Below are 15,386 nucleotides of genomic sequence, written 5' to 3'. Positions count from 1 at the left end.
ATCCGTGTCGGGTGCTGCGCGGTCAAGCGCCATCTTGAGTATTCGTGTTGGATTCCCGACTAAAGTTGTGCGTTCTCGTCGAGTAGGCGCCGGGCGACGTCCACGGTGGCGGCGCCGGCGACGGCCATGGCCTCGGTGTCCCGCAGCGAGCGGCAGAGCACGAAGGCGCCTTCGAGGTTGTTGACGGCGGTGATGGTCAGGGTGCGGGCGGCTTCCCGGCTGAGCCCGAACTTGCCGAACTTCTCGGTCCCGGCGTCGATCCAGGCGGTGAAGACGTCGGCGGTGGCCTGCCGCAGCGGTTCGTTCGTGGAGGCGACCTCCAACGCGACGGTCGCGATCGGGCAGCCCTCGACGTAGTCGGTGGCTTCGAGGGTGGCGATCCCGGCGGCGAAGAACGCTTCGATCCCGCTGATCAGGTCGGGAGCGGGCGCGATGAAGAGGTCGAAGAGCTGGATGTAGGCGAGCCCGGAGGTCCGGATGACCTCCTGCCCGAGCTGCTCCTTGCCGCCGGGGAAGAAGTGGTAGAGCGACCCGAAGGGAGCGTTCGCTTCCGAGACGATCTGTTTGAGCCCGGTGCCGGTGTAGCCGTTGCGCCGGAAGAGTTCCGCGCCGGCGGCCATGATGCGTTCCTTGGTCCCTGCCACCACGTCACGATACGCCCGGATTGATAGAGCGTTCTATCAATCCGGGCGTGGTGGCTAGTGGATGTCCCAGGCCGGGCCCGGGTCCTCGGCGTCGTCGCGCAGGATCGTCCCCTCGATCAGCCCGTACGGCCGGTCCGCCGCGTAGAACACCTCGTTGTCGTTCTTCAGCCCGAACGGGCTCAGGTCCACCAGGAAGTGGTGCTTGTTCGGCAGCGACAGCCGCACCTCGGCGACCTCGGGTCGCTGTTCGAGCACCGCTTCGCCCATCGCGTACAGCGTCTGCTGCAGCGAAAGGCTGTGCTTCGTCGCGAACGTCTCCAGCATCAGCCGCCGGATCTCGCGGTGGCTCTCCGCCCAGTCGACGTCCTCGCCCTGGTAACGCCAGCGCGCCGTCACGGCGGTCGCCAGGATGCGGTCGTCGGTCTCGGCGAGGGTCGTGTACTGGTCGCGCGGGAAGCCGTGGAACTCCGAACCCGTCGACTTCAGCAGGGTCAGGCCGTCGATGCCGGACACGATCCACGCGCGCCCGTCCCGGACCGTCACGGCCGTCGTGCGCCGTTCGTCGCCCGAGCGGCTGAACGCGTGGTCGTGCGGCTCGCCGCCGACGGCGATCCGGTCCCAGCCGTGCTCGTCGATCTTGATCCGCGCGCCGGTGATGTTCCCCTGCGTGCTGGTGAAGTGCCGCGCCAGGCGCAGGCCGAAGTCCTCGATCTCGCCGACCGGCGCCTCCTTCGCGAAGGCGTACACGGTGTTCTTCTGCGTGTCGGTCGCGAGCACGCCGGCGTTGTCGCCGGTGAGGTGCGTCGCGGCGAGCTCGCCCCGCAGCGACGTCGACACGGTGAGGTCCTTGAGGTGGTGCACGGGGCCGTCGCGGCGCACCGTCACCAGGCGGACCTCCGCCTTGCCGTACTGGTTGGGGCCCAGGGTGATGGCCACGGTTCAGCTCCCTCGGTAGGTCGAATAGGCGAACGGGCTGAGCAGGAGCGGCACGTGGTGGTGCGCGGTGCCGTCGGCGATCCGGAAGGTCAGCGCGACCTCCGGGAAGAACGCGTCCGGGCCCAGGTAGGCGCCGGTGTCGAAGACCAGGCGGTACGCGCCGGGCTCGAGGGTTTCCGGGCCGAGGTCGCGGATGCGGCCGTCGTCGTCGGTGCGCCCGTCGGCGATCGGCTTCCCCTCGGCGGTCTCGAACCGGACGGCGATCCCCTGCGCGGGGCGCCCGGTCGCCGTGTCGAGGACGTGGGTGGTCACGAGGCTCACGCGGTCACCGCTTTCGCGAGTCGGAGTTCGGCGATCTTGATCAGTTCCCGCCCGGCGACGGCCAGTTCGGTCGCGGGGTCGTTGGCCAGCCGCTCGCGCAGGATCTTCAGCAGCTCTTCGCCGCTGCGGCCACTGGCGCAGACGAGGTAGACGTGACCGAACTTGGCTTCGTACTCCGCGTTCGCGGCGGCGAAGGCATCGGCGTTGTCCACACCGGACTGTTCGGAGCGCGCCCAGCCGCTCGCCGGCTTCTCGCCGATCCGCGGGTGCGCGGCCATCGCCTGCCGGATTTCGTCGCTGCTCAGCGGCAGGTCGGCGGCGGCTTTCAGTGCGTCGACATCGGCGTACGGGCGCCCGGCCAGCACGGCATCGACCCACCGGGGCACGGCGAGGCATTCGGTCAGCAGCGAGCGGACGTCGGCGGTGTTGAACTCGGAGAGCAGCACGGCCTGACCGTACGTCGGCGCCGGAGTTCCGTCAACATTTTGTTGAAAGCGCTGGTCAGTCGGCTTCCCGGTTGAGGTAGTTGTAGACGGTGAACCGCGTGACCCCCAGCGCGTCGGCCACCGAGGAGACGGATTTCCGCAGGCCGAAGGCTCCGCGTTCGCGCAGCAGCCGCACCGCGCGCTGCTTGCCCGCGCGGTCGAGCTCGCCCAGCTTGGCGCCCAGTTCGCGTTCGACGTCGGCGATGAGCCGGGCCAGCGCGTCGTTCAGCTCGACGGCGGGTGGGCTCCCGGGGTCGTCGGCCCGGCGCAGCTGCAGCGTGACGCGGGTGGCGCCGCCGTCCAGGGCCGCCTTCGCGATCGACGGAAGGGCTTCGAGCAGCTCCTTCGCCTCGCCACGGGCGAGTGTCCCGAGCGGCCCGAAGTCGGTGTCCAGCCCGGCTTCCGCCGCGGCGTCGCGCGCGGCGACGGCGTGCTCGGGCGGCGAACCCTCGCCGTGGAACGGTTCGCTGGTGAACTCCGCCTCAAGCCGCACGAGGATGACCGTAACGCGCCGCGCCCGTCGTTGACGAGCGGCGCGCGCCGTGGTTACTGTCGTTGTGCGAAACCGCCTTTCCGTACTGTGAAATCGGCGGTGGTCAATCCTCCCGGAGAAGGGTTTTCGGATGGATCTTGTGGTGCGCGCGGCCCGGGCCGTCACGGCCGAGGGCGAGGTGCCGGCGACCGTCGGCGTCGACGGCGGCCGGATTGTCGCGGTCGAACCCGGCGGGGCCGCCCTGTCCGGCGACCGCGAGCTGGACCTCGGCGACGACGTCGTGCTGCTGCCGGGGCTCGTCGACACGCACGTCCACGTCAACGATCCCGGCCGCGCCGAGTGGGAGGGCTTCGAGACGGCGACCCGCGCGGCCGCCGCGGGGGGCGTGACCACGATCGTGGACATGCCGCTCAACAGCCTGCCCCCGACCGTCGACGTGGCCGCGCTGGAGGTCAAGCGCAAGGCGGCGACCGGCCGGGTGCACGTCGACGTCGGCTTCTGGGGCGGCGCGATCCCCGGCAACGTCGGCGACCTGCGCCCCCTGCACGAAGCCGGCGTGTTCGGCTTCAAGTGCTTCCTGCTGCACTCCGGCGTCGACGAGTTCCCGCCGCTCGACTCGGCGGGGCTGGATGAAGCGTTGCGGGAGCTGAGTTCCTTCGACGCGCTGATGATCGTCCACGCGGAAGACGCGCACGAGATCGACGAAGCGCCGGAGCCGCACGGCGGTCGCTATGTCGACTTCCTGCGGTCCCGGCCGCCGGTGGCGGAGAACCTCGCGATTTCGCACGTCATCGAGGCAGCTCGCCGTAACCATGCGCGTGCGCACATCCTGCACCTTTCGTCGGCCGAGGCGCTGCCGTTGGTCGCTTCGGCACGCCGTGACGGCGTCGCGCTGACGGCCGAAACCTGCCCCCACTACCTCAGCTTCATCGCCGAGGAGATCCGTGACGGCGCGACGCAGTTCAAGTGCTGCCCGCCGATCCGGGAAGCGGCCAACCGCGAGAAGCTGTGGCAGGGGCTGGCGGACGGCGTGATCGACACCGTCGTCAGCGACCATTCGCCGTGCACGCCGGAGCTGAAACGCTTCGACAGCGGCGACTTCGGGCTCGCCTGGGGCGGGATTTCCAGCCTGCAGCTGGGATTGCCGGCGATCTGGACCCAGGCGCGGCAGCGCGGGTTCGCGCTCACCGACGTCGTCCGCTGGATGGCCGAGCGGCCGGCGGCGCAGGCCGGGATGCGCCGCAAGGGGCACCTGGCGGTGGGCTACGACGCCGACTTCTGCCTGTTCGCGCCGGACGAGGCGTTCGTCGTCGACGTCGCGAAACTGAAGCACCGCAACCCGGTCAGCGCCTACGACCGGCGTCCGCTGGCCGGCGTCGTGCGCTCGACCTGGTTGCGGGGCACCGAAATCACCGGCGACGAGCCACGCGGTGTGTTGCTGACCCGGGGGAACTGCTGAAATGGAGGCTGCCTTGTCCGACCGTCCTGAGTGGACCGAGCTACCCGACCTCGCGTCACGCCGCTTCGGCGGGACGGTGATGTGGGCGACCGACGAGCTGTTCGCCGAGAAGGAGAACCTGGTCAACCCGTGGAAGCCGGCGCACCGCGCCGAGACGTTCGGCCCGAAGGGCCAGGTCTACGACGGCTGGGAGACCCGCCGCCACCGCGAGCCGGGCGACGACCAGGCGCTGGTCCGGCTCGGCTTGGCGGGCACGGTCACCGGCGTCGTCGTCGACACCGCGTTCTTCAAGGGCAACTACCCGCCGTTCGTCTCGGTCGAGGCGGCGTCGGTGCCGGGCTACCCGTCGGCGGCGGAGCTGCAGACGGCGGACTGGGACGTCCTGGTCGACCACGCCCCGGCGGCCGGCCACACGGAGAACTTCTACGCGGTCAACGGTTCGCGCCGCTACACGCACGTACGGCTGACGCAGCACCCGGACGGCGGAGTGGCGCGGCTGCGCGTCCACGGCACGCCGATCCCCGACCCCGACCTCCTCGACCTGGACGCGCTGGACCTGGCGGCGCTGGAGAACGGCGCCGTGGTCACGGGCTGCAGCAACAAGTTCTACTCATCGCCGAACAACCTGCTCTCGCCCGGACTGGCCGCCCACCAGGCGGAGGGCTGGGAGACGGCCCGCCGCCGCGACGACGGAAACGACTGGGTGACGCTCCGCCTCGCGGGCGCGGGGATCGTCCGGTTCGCCGAGCTGGACACGAGCAACCTCAAGGGCAACGCCCCGGGCTGGGCGTCGGTGAGCGGCCGTGACACCTACGGCGAGTGGGTCGCCCTGCTGCCGAAGACCCGCCTGCAGCCGGACACCCGCCACCGCTTCGCCTTGAAGGACGGGCCGGAGGTGACGGAGGCCCGGTTGGACATCTACCCGGACGGCGGGCTGGCGCGGTTGCGCCTGTTCGGCCGGCTCACCGAGGCGGGCCGGACGAACCTGAAGGCCCGCTACGCCAAGACGCGCTAGCCGTTCGCGCCGGGACGGTTGAGGTAGGCGGAGGCCAGCGAGAGCACGCAGGCGCAGCCGATGATGGCGCTGACCCACCACTGGAGCCCGGCCACGACGCTCCAGACGAAGCCCGCCGCCGCCAGCGCGGCGACAAGGATGTTCCGGAACTGCAGCGGGGTGGGTTTGGCCATGCCACCAGCCTCTCACGGGCGGGTCCGGGGTGGCCGCGCGCCCGGGGGTCGCGTGCCCGGGCTCGCAGCGGGGCGCCGCCGGAGTGGCTGGTTCTCAGACCTCCGCGCGCTGCCCCGGTTCGAGCAGCACCAGCCGCTCGGTCAACCCCGCCGCCTCGAACTCCGCGCGCAGCGCGTCCGGCCCTTCGCTGAAGTGCTGCCAGCCGCGGAAGTGCAGCGGCACCACCTTCGGCGCGCCGAGCACCTTGGCCGCCTCGACCGCGTTCGCGCTGGTCAGCGTCAGGGGCGCGCCATCGAACAACTTCGTCCGCGCCGCGCCGGCGAACAGCACCGCGATGTCCACACGGAACCGCGACGCGATCTCCCGCACCAGTTCGACCGACGCGTTGTCCCCGCTCACGTAGACCGTCGGCAGGTCGCGGCCACTCAGCACGAAGCCGGTGACCTCGCCGGTCGTCGGCTCGGCGCCTTCCGGTCCGTGCAGCGCCGGGACGGCGGTGACTGTCAGCGGCCCGACCTGCGTCTCGTCCCACGGCTTCAAGCCCCTGGCCGTCCCGCCCAGCCGTTCGGCCCCGCTGGGCGTCACGAGGGTCAGCGGCACCGTCGCGAGGTAGGCGCGGCCGCGGTCGTCCAGGTTGTCGGGGTGCTGGTCGTGGGACAGCAGGACCGCGTCCACCACGCCGACCGTGTCTTCGGTCAGCACGGAGTCCTCGGTCTTGACCAGCACGCGGTCGCCGACGGGGTGGTCGCCGGGCGCGTCGAAGGTCGGGTCGGTGAGCAGCCGCACGCCGCCCAGCTCCAGGAGGGCGGTCGGGCCGCCGGACAACGTGATCCCCAGGTTCTCGCTCATACCCGGGCCAACAGCGGGAACGTGCGTTCTCTTCCCTAGGGTGCCGACTGCCTGCGCGAGCTGATCACCCCGGTGTTGAACCCGGCCAGGTGCAGCCCGCCCGCGAAGCGCGCGTGTTCGATCTTCACGCACCGGTTCATCACGACGTCCAGCCCGGCTTCCCGGGCCCGGTCGGCCACCGGCTCGTGCCACAGGCCGAGCTGCAGCCACAGCGTCCGCGCGCCGGCGTCGATCACCTCTTCGGCCACCTGGGGCAGGTCGTCGTGCTTCCGGAAGACGCTGACCAGGTCCGGTTCACCCGGTACGTCCTTGAGCGAGGCGTACACCGGCTTGCCGAACAGCGTGTCCAGCCGCGGGTTGACGAAGTTGACCTCGTAGCGCGTCGACGAGAGCAGGTAGGTCGCGACGAAGTAGCTCGGCCGCGCCGGATTGGCGGACGCGCCCACCAGCGTCACCGACTTCGTCCGGTTGAGGATCGCCCGCCGTTCGACGGCGCCCACCGCGTACGTCATCCGGCCACCGCCTTGCCCAGCGCCTGGTCGAGGTCCCAGAGGAGGTCGTCGACGTCCTCCAGCCCGATCGACAGCCGGATCAGGTCGGGGCCGACGCCCGCGGCCGCGAGCTGGTCCTCCGACAGCTGCGCGTGCGTGGTCGACGCCGGGTGGATCACCAGTGTCCGCGCGTCCCCGACGTTCGCCAGGTGCGACAGCAGCTCCACCGATTCGACGAACTTCTCGCCCGCCGCGCGGCCGCCGTCGATGCCGAACGAGAACACCGCGCCCGGCCCGGCCGGCAGGTACTTCTTCGCCAGGTCGTGGTGCGGGTGGGCGGGCAGCCCGGCGTAGGACACCCACGCCACCCGGGGATCCGCTTCGAGGTACTCGGCGACCGCCTGGGCGTTGGCGACGTGCGCGTCCATCCGCTGTGGGAGCGTCTCGACCCCTTGCAGCAGCAGGAAAGCCGAGTGCGGCGACAGGACCGCGCCGATGTCCCGCAGCTGCTCGGCGCGCAGTCGCGTGCAAAACGCGTACTCGCCGAAGTTCTCCCAGTACCTCAGGCCGCCGTAGCTTTCGACCGTCTCGGTCATCCGCGGGAACTTCCCGTTGCCCCAGTCGAACTTCCCGGACTCGACCACGATCCCGCCGAGCGTCGTCCCGTGCCCGCCGAGGAACTTCGTCGCCGAGTGCAGCACGATGTCGGCGCCGTGCTCGATCGGGCGGCACAGGTACGGCGTCGCGAGCGTCGCGTCCACCACGAGCGGGATGTCGTGGGAGTGCGCGAGGTCCGCCAGTGCCGCGAGGTCGGCGATGCCGCCGCCGGGGTTGCCGATCACCTCGGTGTAGAGCAGCCGGGTCCGGTCGGTGATCGCGGCCGCGTAGTCGTCGATGCCGCCGCTGACGAACGTCGTCCCGACGCCGAACCGCCGCAGCGTGCCGGTGAGCTGGGTGACCGTGCCGCCGTAGAGGCCGCTCGCCGACACGATGTGGTCGCCCGCTTCGGTCAGCGCGCTGAAGGTGAGGAACTCCGCGGCCTGGCCGCTCGCGGTCGCCACGCCGCCGATGGCGCCTTCGAGGCTGGCGATCCGCTCCTCGAACGCCGCCACGGTCGGGTTCCCGATGCGGCTGTAGATGTTGCCGTACTTCTGCAGCGCGAAGAGGTTCGCGGCGTCGGCGGCGTCTTCGAAGACGAAGCTCGTGGTCTGGTAGATCGGCACGGCCCGCGCGCCGGTCGCCGGATCGGGGGTGCCGCCCGCGTGCAGCGCGCGGGTCCGGAAGCCCCAGGTGCGTTCAGTCATCGGTGCTCACGGTACCCACGGGGTCGGGGCGTCGCTATCCGTCCCAACGGGTGGCTCGGCCGGTGCGCCGGATCTACGCTTCGTCCGTGACGGTGCGGTGGAGCCTGACGATCGACTGCGCGAAACCACGAGCGCTGGCAAGGTTCTGGGCGGTGGCCCTCGGCTACATCGAGCGGCCCCCGCCGCCGGGGTTCGCGACCTGGGAAGACTGGTTCTCCCACCAGGGTGTGCCCGAGGCGGAGTGGGACGACGGCGCCTACCTGAGCGATCCGGAAGGCGTGCTGCCGAACCTGAGCTTCCTCAAGGTGCCCGAGGCGAAGACCGCGAAGAACCGCGTGCACCTGGACGTCCAGGCCGGCGGCGGCCGGGACGTCCCGTGGGAGACGCGGTGGGAGCGGGTCGTCGAAGCGGTCGCCCGCCTCACCGCGGCCGGGGCGACCGTGCTGCGCGAAGACGTGCTGGACGGCCGTCCGGACCACGTCGTGATGGCCGATCCGGAAGGCAACGAGTTCTGCGTGCTCTGAGCTCGCCGGCCGGCCGGGCCGGATGAGCCAGATCACCCACGGCGTCTCCCCGTTCCCGTCACATCGCCCGCCGCCGCGGGGTCTACTGCTACGACCGCGGCGGAAGGAACGGGACACAGTGGACACGCTGACCGAACGGTTCGAACGGGAACGGCCGCGGCTGCGCGCGATCGCCTACCGGATGCTCGGCTCGGCGAGCGAGGCCGACGACGCCCTCCAGGAGGCCTGGCTGCGGTTCGACCGCACCGATCTCGGCGAGGTCGAGAACGTCGGCGCGTGGCTGACGACCGTCGTCGCGCGGGTGTGCCTGTCGATGCTGCGGACGCGGCGCAACCACCGCGAGGAGCCCCTCGACGACCGGCCCGAGCAGGGGGAGGACCGCCGGGACCCCGAGCAGGAGGCCGAGCTGGCCGACACGGTCGGACTGGCGCTGCTCGTGGTGCTCGACGCCCTGGCGCCCGCCGAACGGGTCGCGTTCGTGCTGCACGACATGTTCGCCGTGCCGTTCGACGAGATCGCGCCGATGATCGGCAAGACGCCGGCGGCGGCCCGGCAGCTGGCGAGCCGCGCGCGGCGGCGGGTCAAGGGCGGCTCCGCGGTGGACGCGGACCTGCCGCGGCGGCGGAAGGTCGTCGAGGCGTTCCTGGCGGCGTCCCGGGGCGGCGACTTCGAAGCGCTGCTCGCGCTCCTCGCCCCGGACGTCGTGCTGCACGCGGACCGGTTCGTCGGCCCGAGCCCGGCGCCCGTCGTGCTGCGCGGCGTCGAGAACGTGCGCAAGGGCGCCGTGCTGGCCTCCGAACGGGCGCGCACCAGCGAGCTCGCCCTCGTGGACGGCTCGCCGGGCCTGCTCTGGCTGCCCGGTGGACGGCTGTCGGTCGTGCTGGCGTTCCGGGTCGACGGCGACCGGATCACCGGCATCGACGTCATCGCCGACCCGGAGCGGCTGCGCGGGCTCGAGCTGGCCGTTCTCGACTAACCGAGAGCAGCGCGAAGCCGCGCGTCGCGCTCGGCGGGCGTCTGACGCGGGCAGCTCACGCACTTCGGGTTGCCGACCTCGTAGATCAGGCAGCACGAGGCCCGGCGGACGGCGGGCGTCCGGCCGACGCGCACGAACCGGGGCTTCGGCAGGCCCAGGCCGATCGCGGCGACGAGCGGCTCGGCCAGTGCCATCGCGCGCTCGGGATCGGACGTCCACAGCAGCCGGTTGCCGATCGAGTCGGTGGCGATGGCGCCCAGGGCCCGCGTGCGGGCTCCGGTGACGCCGGCGATCGTCGCGATGGCGGTCCCGAGCGCCGCGCCGAACGCGGCACCCAGCTCGGGCAGCCCGCCGGCGAGGGGCCGGGTCGACCGGGCGCCGAGGAACCGGCCGTCGGCGAGGAGGTCGATCTCCACGGCGTCGAGCGAGGGGTCGGCCGGGGCGCCGGCGACCAGGCCGTCGAGCGCGGGAGCCACGAGCACCGACGAGAGCGAGTACCACCAGATCGTGCCGAGCACCTCCGGCGGCGCGCAGCCGTAGAGCTTGGCCGCGCCGCCGATGCGGGCGCGGACCCACTCGGCGTCCGCGAGCAGGGTCGCGGGCGCGGTCCAGTCGGGCTTCACGGCACCCAGCCTTCCAGAACGGCCGTCACAGCCGCCGGTAGGTGGAGACCGTGAAGGACACCGTCACGGCCTGGGGCTCGCTCAGCGCGTCGAGGCGGGAACGCCGGTCACCACGATCGAGGTGGAAGGCCGTCGGGCCCATCTCGACCGCCTGGCGGATCTGCCGGGGGCTCAGCTCCGTCGTCCGGCGGACCTCCGTGCGCCCGGTGCGGGCGAAGTACTCGCCGAGGGTGCCGTCCAGGCGCTCCTGCTTGCGCTCGTCCACCGACAGCACCAGGTCGCCCAGCTCGCGGAGGTGGTCCGGGGCCGGGGCGGCGACCGTCAGCAGGCCGCCGGGCCGCAGGACGCGGTGGAACTCCGGCCCGTTGCGGGGCGCGAAGACGTTCAGCACCGCCGACGCGACCTCGTCGCCCACCGGCCACGGCTCCCACAGGTTCCACACCGCCGCGCCGAGCCGCGGGTGAGCGCGGGCCGCGCGGCGCAACGCCACCGCGGAGACGTCCAACGCGAGACCGAACGCGGCCGGAGCCGCCTCCAGGACGTGCGCCAGGTAGTAGCCGGTGCCGGCGCCCGCGTCGATCACCAGGTCGCCGGCCTCCGCGCACACGCGGGCCAGCTCGTCCGCCAGCGGGCGGTAGGCACCGGAGGCGAGGAAGTCCGCGCGGGCCGCGACCATCGGGGAGGTGTCCGCCGTGCCGGCCGGGATTCGCGCGTGCAACAGGTTCACGTACCCCTGGCGGGCTAGATCGAAAGAGTGGCCCGATGCGCAACGCAGCGTGCGCTCGACACCCTCCAGCGGCGAAGCGCACACCGAACAGCGCAACGCCTCGACGACCCGGGGTGGCAGTGGGTCATTCCCGTGGTCGGCTGGGGTCATGGGGATATTCGACCACGACGTAAAGCAACCGGACACTCCAGCACACCTCCCGGGAAACCTGGCCGTAACAACCGGGCGCGGACAGTTCACGTGGGCGAAACCTCTCGCGCCGCCCCGTGAAACACCGCGCGCCAAAACTGCCATCGCACAGACCCAGGGCACGGGAGGACGATGTGCTGAACGCAGGAGACACCGCATGGGTATTGGCCAGCGCCGCGCTGGTCATGCTCATGACACCGGGATTGGCCTTCTTCTACGGCGGTATGGTCCGCGCGAAGAGCGTCTTGAACATGCTGATGATGAACTTCATCGCGCTGGCCGTGGTGGGGGTGCTGTGGGCGCTGTACGGCTTCTCGATGTCGTTCGGCGACGACGCCTTCGGTGGCCTGCTCGGTAACTTCCACTTCGCCGGCTTGGAGAACACCTTCGGGAAGCTCGCCGGCTTCGCGGTCGCCGCCACCGACTCGGCGCCCGCCGTGGCCTGGCCCGGTACGGACGCCCTGCCGGTGCTCGCGTTCGTCATGTTCCAGCTGATGTTCGCGATCATCACGCCCGCGCTGATCTCCGGCGCCATCGCCGACCGCGCGAAGTTCTGGGGCTGGACGCTGTTCGTCGTCATCTGGGTGACGGTCGTGTACTTCCCGGTCGCGCACTGGGTGTTCTCCTTCAACGGCTTCGTCGGCGAGAACGCGGTCGGCGGCTGGATCGCCAACAACCTCAAGGCACTCGACTTCGCCGGTGGTACCGCGGTCCACATCAACGCCGGTGCCGCGGGTCTCGCGCTGGCGATCGTGCTCGGCAAGCGCAAGGGCTGGCCGAAGGACACCGGCCGGCCGCACAACGTCCCGTTCGTGCTGCTCGGCGCTTCCCTGCTGTGGTTCGGCTGGTACGGCTTCAACGCCGGTTCGGCGCTGGCCGCCAACGACCTCGCCGCCGTCGCGTTCACCAACACCACCGTCGCCACCGCCGCGGCCGTCCTCGGCTGGCTGCTGGTCGAGCAGCTCAAGTTCGGCAAGCCGACCACCCTGGGCGCGGCCTCCGGCGCGGTCGCCGGCCTCGTCGCCATCACCCCGGCGTGTGGTTTCGTGAGCCCGCTCGGCGCCATCGCGATCGGCCTCGTCGCCGGTGTGCTCTGCGCGCTGGCCATCTCGCTCAAGTTCAAGTTCGGCTTCGACGACTCGCTCGACGTCGTGGGCGTCCACCTGGTCGGCGGCATCGTCGGCACGCTGCTGATCGGCTTCTTCGGCACCACCAGCGTCAACTCGCTCGGCGCGGACGGCCTGTTCTACGGCGGCGGGTTCACCCAGCTGGGTCGCCAGGCCGCGGCCGCCGGTGCGGTGCTCGCGTACTCCTTCGTGCTGTCCTTCATCATCGGCTTCGTGATCAAGAAGGCGGGCGGCTTCCGCGTCAGCACCGAGGACGAGGTCAGCGGCATCGACGAGGCCCAGCACGCGGAGAGCGCGTACGACTTCACCGGGACGGGCGGTGGCCTCGGCCACCCGAACACCATCCCGGTCAAGTCCACCCCCGCCGCGAAACTCGAGGAGAGCAAGGCATGAAGCTCATCACGGCGATTGTCAAGCCGTTCACGCTCGACGACGTCCGCTCCGCGCTGGAGCAGCTGGGCGTGCTGGGCATGACGGTCAGCGAGGTCCAGGGCTACGGCCGGCAGAAGGGCCACACCGAGGTCTACCGCGGCGCGGAGTACTCGGTGGACTTCGTGGCCAAGCTGAAGATCGAGGTCGTCACCGACGACACCAACGTGGAGAAGGTCCTCGAGGCCATCACCACGGCCGCGCACACCGGCAAGATCGGGGACGGCAAGGTGTGGGTGACCCCGGTCGAGACGGTGATCCGGGTACGGACCGGCGAGCGCGGCACGGACGCTCTATAAGGCGTCTGGGATGGCCGACGGGGGCGAACTGGTCAAGGCCACCGAGCGTTTGCTCGAGGGCAGGCACGGGAGGCTGGGGGCGTCCGCTCTGCGGGCGGCCCTGGTCGACCTCTACGAGTTCTGGCTGGGCAGGGGAGCCTCGGCGGCCGGCGTCGACACCGCGGAACCGGGTGTCGCGCTGGTCGCCGTGGGCGGGCTCGGCCGCCGGGAGCTGGTGCCGTTCTCCGATCTCGACCTGCTGCTGGTGCACAACGGCAACAGCGGCGTCGGCGAGATCGCGGACGCGCTCTGGTATCCCTTGTGGGACGCGAAAGTCGGGTTGGACCACTCGGTCCGCACACCCGGTGAAGCACTGAAGGTCGCTTCGGAGGACCTGCGGGTGGCCATGGGCCTGCTCGACGCCCGGCACCTCGCCGGCGACGCCGAGCTGGCCGGCCGCCTGGTTTCCGCGGCGCGCGACCAGTGGCGCCGCACCGCGCGCAAGCAGATCCCGGACATGACGGCGTCGGTCCGGCAGCGCTGGGCCCGCAGCGGCGAGATCGCGCAGTCCGCCGAACCCGATCTCAAGCACGGGCGGGGCGGGCTGCGGGACTTCGCCGTCCTGGAAGCACTGGCCGCGGCGCAGCTCACCGCCCGGCCCGGCGAGGAACTCCTGGAAGCCAAGGAACTCCTGCTCGACGTGCGCACCGAGCTGCGGCGGGAGATCCGGCGCGAACGGGACGTCCTGTCGGCGCCGGAAGCCGAGCTGGTCGCCGCCGAGCTCGGCTTCGGCGACCGGTTCACGTTGGCGCGCAAGCTTTCCGGGGCGGGGCGCACGATCGCGTACGCACTCGACGTCGCCCTACGGTCCACTGTGGAGCCGCCGAAGGCGCGGTTCGGGCGACGCCCGTCGCGCACGCCGCTCGCCGAAGGCGTTGTCCTGCACGGGAACGAGGTCTCGCTGGCGCGGGACGCCGTCCCGGCGAAGGACCCCGCGCTGCTGCTGCGGGTCGCCGCCGCGTCCGCGCGCACGGGCAAGCCGATCGCGCTCGGCACGCTCAAGGCGCTCGCGGAGTCGGCGCCCGAGCTGCGGGCGCCGTGGCCACCGGACGCGCTGAACGCGCTGGTCGAACTGCTCGGCGCGGGGGAGGGCCTGGTCGACGCGGTCGAGTCGCTCGACCGGACCGGCCTGTGGGCTCGGCTGTTCCCCGAATGGGGCGCGGTCCGCGACCTCCCGCCGCGGTCGCCGGTGCACCAGTGGACGGTCGACCGGCACCTCGTCCGCACCTGCGTCGAGGCGGCCAAGCTGACCACCACGGTGCCGCGGCCGGACCTGCTGCTGATCGGCGCGCTGCTGCACGACATCGGCAAGGGCCGCGACGCCGACCACTCCGAGCTCGGCGCCAAGATCTCCGCCCAGGTCGCGACCCGGCTCGGGCTTTCGCCAGCCGACGCTGCCACGGTGTCGGCGATGGTCCGCCACCACCTCCTGCTGCCGCACACCGCGACGCGCCGCGACATCAGCGAGCCGGAGACGGTCGCGCGGGTGGTGAAGACCCTCGACGGCGACATCGTCCTGGTCGAGCTGCTGCACGCGCTGACCCAGGCCGACTCGCTGGCCACCGGCCCCGGCGTCTGGACGGACTGGAAGGCACGGCTGCTCGCCGAACTCGTCACCGGCTGCGAAGAAGTGTTGCGCGGCAAGGGGTTCACCGCGCCCGAACCGATGGACGACGAACAACGCGAGCTCGTCAAGCAAGCCGTCGCGTCGGGCAACGGCGAGATCCGGATCAGCGCGCACGGCAAGGTGGTCACGGTGCTGCTGGCGGTGCCGGCCCGCGCGGAGCTGCTGGCCCCGGCGGCCGGCGTGCTGGCGTTGAACTCGATGGAGGTGCACTCGGCGGTCCTGCGCGGGCACGACGGCGGCCGCGCCGGGGTGTTCACGGCATCGCCGAAGTTCGGGTCCCTGCCGGACGCGACGCTGCTGCGGGAGCAGTTCGCCCGCGCGGTCGCCGGCACGCTCCCGCTCACCCAGCGCCTGGCGGCGAAGGAACGCGACTACGGTTCCCCGGCCCCGGTCGCGCCGAAGGTCCTGTGGTTCGACGACGAGACGAGCGGCCCCGACACGGTGGTCCTTGAGCTGCGCGCCGCCGACCGGATCGGCTTGCTGTTCCGCGTCGCGGGGGCGTTGCGCCGCTGCGACGCGGAGGTGCGGTGGGCGAAGGTTTCGACGCTGGGCGGCGCGGTGGTGGACTCGTTCGCGGTGACCCCGAGGAGCGGCCGCATCGAGCCGGGCTGGCGACGCGAGGTGGAGCAGGCGATCCTGGCCGCGGCTTCCTGAC

18 protein-coding genes are annotated in these 15,386 nt (G+C 71.7%); 7 read left to right on the top strand and 11 right to left on the bottom strand.

Translation table 11 applies throughout. The features are described 5' to 3' along the window. Positions 1 to 59: 59 nt before the first annotated feature. From AB0J40_RS10825 to AB0J40_RS10805, 5 genes are all read right to left on the bottom strand, one after another. Positions 60 to 620: a TetR/AcrR family transcriptional regulator gene (locus tag AB0J40_RS10825; protein WP_364451352.1), complete on the bottom strand. Its 561-nt coding sequence runs from the start codon at positions 618 to 620 to the stop codon at positions 60 to 62. Between the two features lie 78 nt (positions 621 to 698). After that, positions 699 to 1,580 carry a factor-independent urate hydroxylase gene (gene pucL, locus AB0J40_RS10820; RefSeq protein WP_364450563.1) on the bottom strand — a complete coding sequence of 294 codons (882 nt, stop codon included), beginning with the start codon at positions 1,578 to 1,580 and terminating at the stop codon, positions 699 to 701. A gap of 3 nt (positions 1,581 to 1,583) precedes the next feature. Beyond that, a complete protein-coding gene (gene uraH, locus AB0J40_RS10815; protein ID WP_364450560.1) occupies positions 1,584 to 1,901 on the bottom strand; it encodes a hydroxyisourate hydrolase in 318 nt (105 codons plus the stop codon). Then, on the bottom strand, positions 1,898 to 2,347 hold the full coding sequence (gene uraD, locus AB0J40_RS10810; RefSeq protein ID WP_364450558.1) for a 2-oxo-4-hydroxy-4-carboxy-5-ureidoimidazoline decarboxylase: 450 nt from the start codon (positions 2,345 to 2,347) through the stop codon (positions 1,898 to 1,900). Before uraD ends, uraH begins: the two co-directional genes overlap by 4 nt. 55 nt (positions 2,348 to 2,402) lie before the next feature. Continuing rightward, positions 2,403 to 2,879 carry a helix-turn-helix domain-containing protein gene (locus AB0J40_RS10805; protein ID WP_364450555.1) on the bottom strand — a complete coding sequence of 159 codons (477 nt, stop codon included), beginning with the start codon at positions 2,877 to 2,879 and terminating at the stop codon, positions 2,403 to 2,405. 130 nt (positions 2,880 to 3,009) lie between these two features. On the opposite strand from AB0J40_RS10805, the gene allB reads away from it, so the two are divergent. Then, positions 3,010 to 4,338, top strand: a complete 1,329-nt coding sequence (allB, locus tag AB0J40_RS10800) for an allantoinase AllB (RefSeq protein ID WP_364450552.1) — start codon at positions 3,010 to 3,012, stop codon at positions 4,336 to 4,338. A 1-nt stretch (position 4,339) separates the two neighbouring features. Further along, entirely contained in the window at positions 4,340 to 5,353 is a 1,014-nt protein-coding gene (gene alc, locus AB0J40_RS10795; RefSeq protein ID WP_364450550.1) for an allantoicase, read from the top strand. Here the strand turns inward: alc and AB0J40_RS10790 are convergent. The 4 genes from AB0J40_RS10790 to AB0J40_RS10775 all read right to left on the bottom strand — a co-directional run bounded on the left by AB0J40_RS10790 (position 5,350) and on the right by AB0J40_RS10775 (position 8,171). After that, a complete protein-coding gene (locus AB0J40_RS10790) occupies positions 5,350 to 5,526 on the bottom strand; it encodes a hypothetical protein (RefSeq protein ID WP_364450547.1) in 177 nt (58 codons plus the stop codon). The two genes, alc and AB0J40_RS10790, sit on opposite strands and share 4 nt — an antisense overlap. A gap of 94 nt (positions 5,527 to 5,620) precedes the next feature. Continuing rightward, complete coding sequence (locus tag AB0J40_RS10785; RefSeq protein ID WP_364450544.1) at positions 5,621 to 6,376, bottom strand: MBL fold metallo-hydrolase; 756 nt, start codon at positions 6,374 to 6,376, stop codon at positions 5,621 to 5,623. A gap of 35 nt (positions 6,377 to 6,411) precedes the next feature. Further along, complete coding sequence (locus AB0J40_RS10780; protein WP_364450542.1) at positions 6,412 to 6,888, bottom strand: CoA-binding protein; 477 nt, start codon at positions 6,886 to 6,888, stop codon at positions 6,412 to 6,414. Then, a complete protein-coding gene (locus AB0J40_RS10775; protein ID WP_364450539.1) occupies positions 6,885 to 8,171 on the bottom strand; it encodes an O-acetylhomoserine aminocarboxypropyltransferase/cysteine synthase family protein in 1,287 nt (428 codons plus the stop codon). Before AB0J40_RS10775 ends, AB0J40_RS10780 begins: the two co-directional genes overlap by 4 nt. An 86-nt stretch (positions 8,172 to 8,257) precedes the next feature. Between AB0J40_RS10775 and AB0J40_RS10770 the strand changes: the two genes are divergently transcribed. Together AB0J40_RS10770 and AB0J40_RS10765 are read left to right on the top strand one after the other, a co-directional pair. Further along, positions 8,258 to 8,695 carry a VOC family protein gene (locus AB0J40_RS10770; protein WP_364450537.1) on the top strand — a complete coding sequence of 146 codons (438 nt, stop codon included), beginning with the start codon at positions 8,258 to 8,260 and terminating at the stop codon, positions 8,693 to 8,695. A gap of 118 nt (positions 8,696 to 8,813) precedes the next feature. Continuing rightward, complete coding sequence (locus AB0J40_RS10765) at positions 8,814 to 9,671, top strand: sigma-70 family RNA polymerase sigma factor (protein WP_364450534.1); 858 nt, start codon at positions 8,814 to 8,816, stop codon at positions 9,669 to 9,671. On the opposite strand, the gene AB0J40_RS10760 is transcribed toward AB0J40_RS10765, so the two are convergent. Both AB0J40_RS10760 and AB0J40_RS10755 read right to left on the bottom strand, forming a co-directional pair. After that, positions 9,668 to 10,294, bottom strand: a complete 627-nt coding sequence (locus AB0J40_RS10760; protein WP_364450531.1) for a (2Fe-2S)-binding protein — start codon at positions 10,292 to 10,294, stop codon at positions 9,668 to 9,670. The genes AB0J40_RS10765 and AB0J40_RS10760 overlap by 4 nt on opposite strands. A 25-nt stretch (positions 10,295 to 10,319) precedes the next feature. Continuing rightward, complete coding sequence (locus tag AB0J40_RS10755) at positions 10,320 to 11,171, bottom strand: putative RNA methyltransferase (RefSeq protein WP_364450528.1); 852 nt, start codon at positions 11,169 to 11,171, stop codon at positions 10,320 to 10,322. Positions 11,172 to 11,344: 173 nt separating this feature from the next. On the opposite strand from AB0J40_RS10755, the gene AB0J40_RS10750 reads away from it, so the two are divergent. From AB0J40_RS10750 to AB0J40_RS10740, 3 genes are read left to right on the top strand one after another with little or no spacing between them, the layout of a single operon-like run. Continuing rightward, entirely contained in the window at positions 11,345 to 12,730 is a 1,386-nt protein-coding gene (locus tag AB0J40_RS10750; RefSeq protein ID WP_364450526.1) for an ammonium transporter, read from the top strand. Continuing rightward, entirely contained in the window at positions 12,727 to 13,065 is a 339-nt protein-coding gene (locus AB0J40_RS10745) for a P-II family nitrogen regulator (protein ID WP_086677886.1), read from the top strand. Before AB0J40_RS10750 ends, AB0J40_RS10745 begins: the two co-directional genes overlap by 4 nt. A 10-nt stretch (positions 13,066 to 13,075) precedes the next feature. Beyond that, on the top strand, positions 13,076 to 15,385 hold the full coding sequence (locus AB0J40_RS10740; RefSeq protein WP_364450523.1) for a [protein-PII] uridylyltransferase: 2,310 nt from the start codon (positions 13,076 to 13,078) through the stop codon (positions 15,383 to 15,385). Position 15,386: the final 1 nt, after the last annotated feature.

Origin of the sequence: Amycolatopsis sp. NPDC049691, assembly GCF_040675005.1 — a bacterium.
Lineage (GTDB): Bacteria > Actinomycetota > Actinomycetes > Mycobacteriales > Pseudonocardiaceae > Amycolatopsis.
The sequence above is the reverse complement of the archived record's forward strand: the minus strand, read 5'-3'. Positions and strand labels throughout refer to the sequence as shown.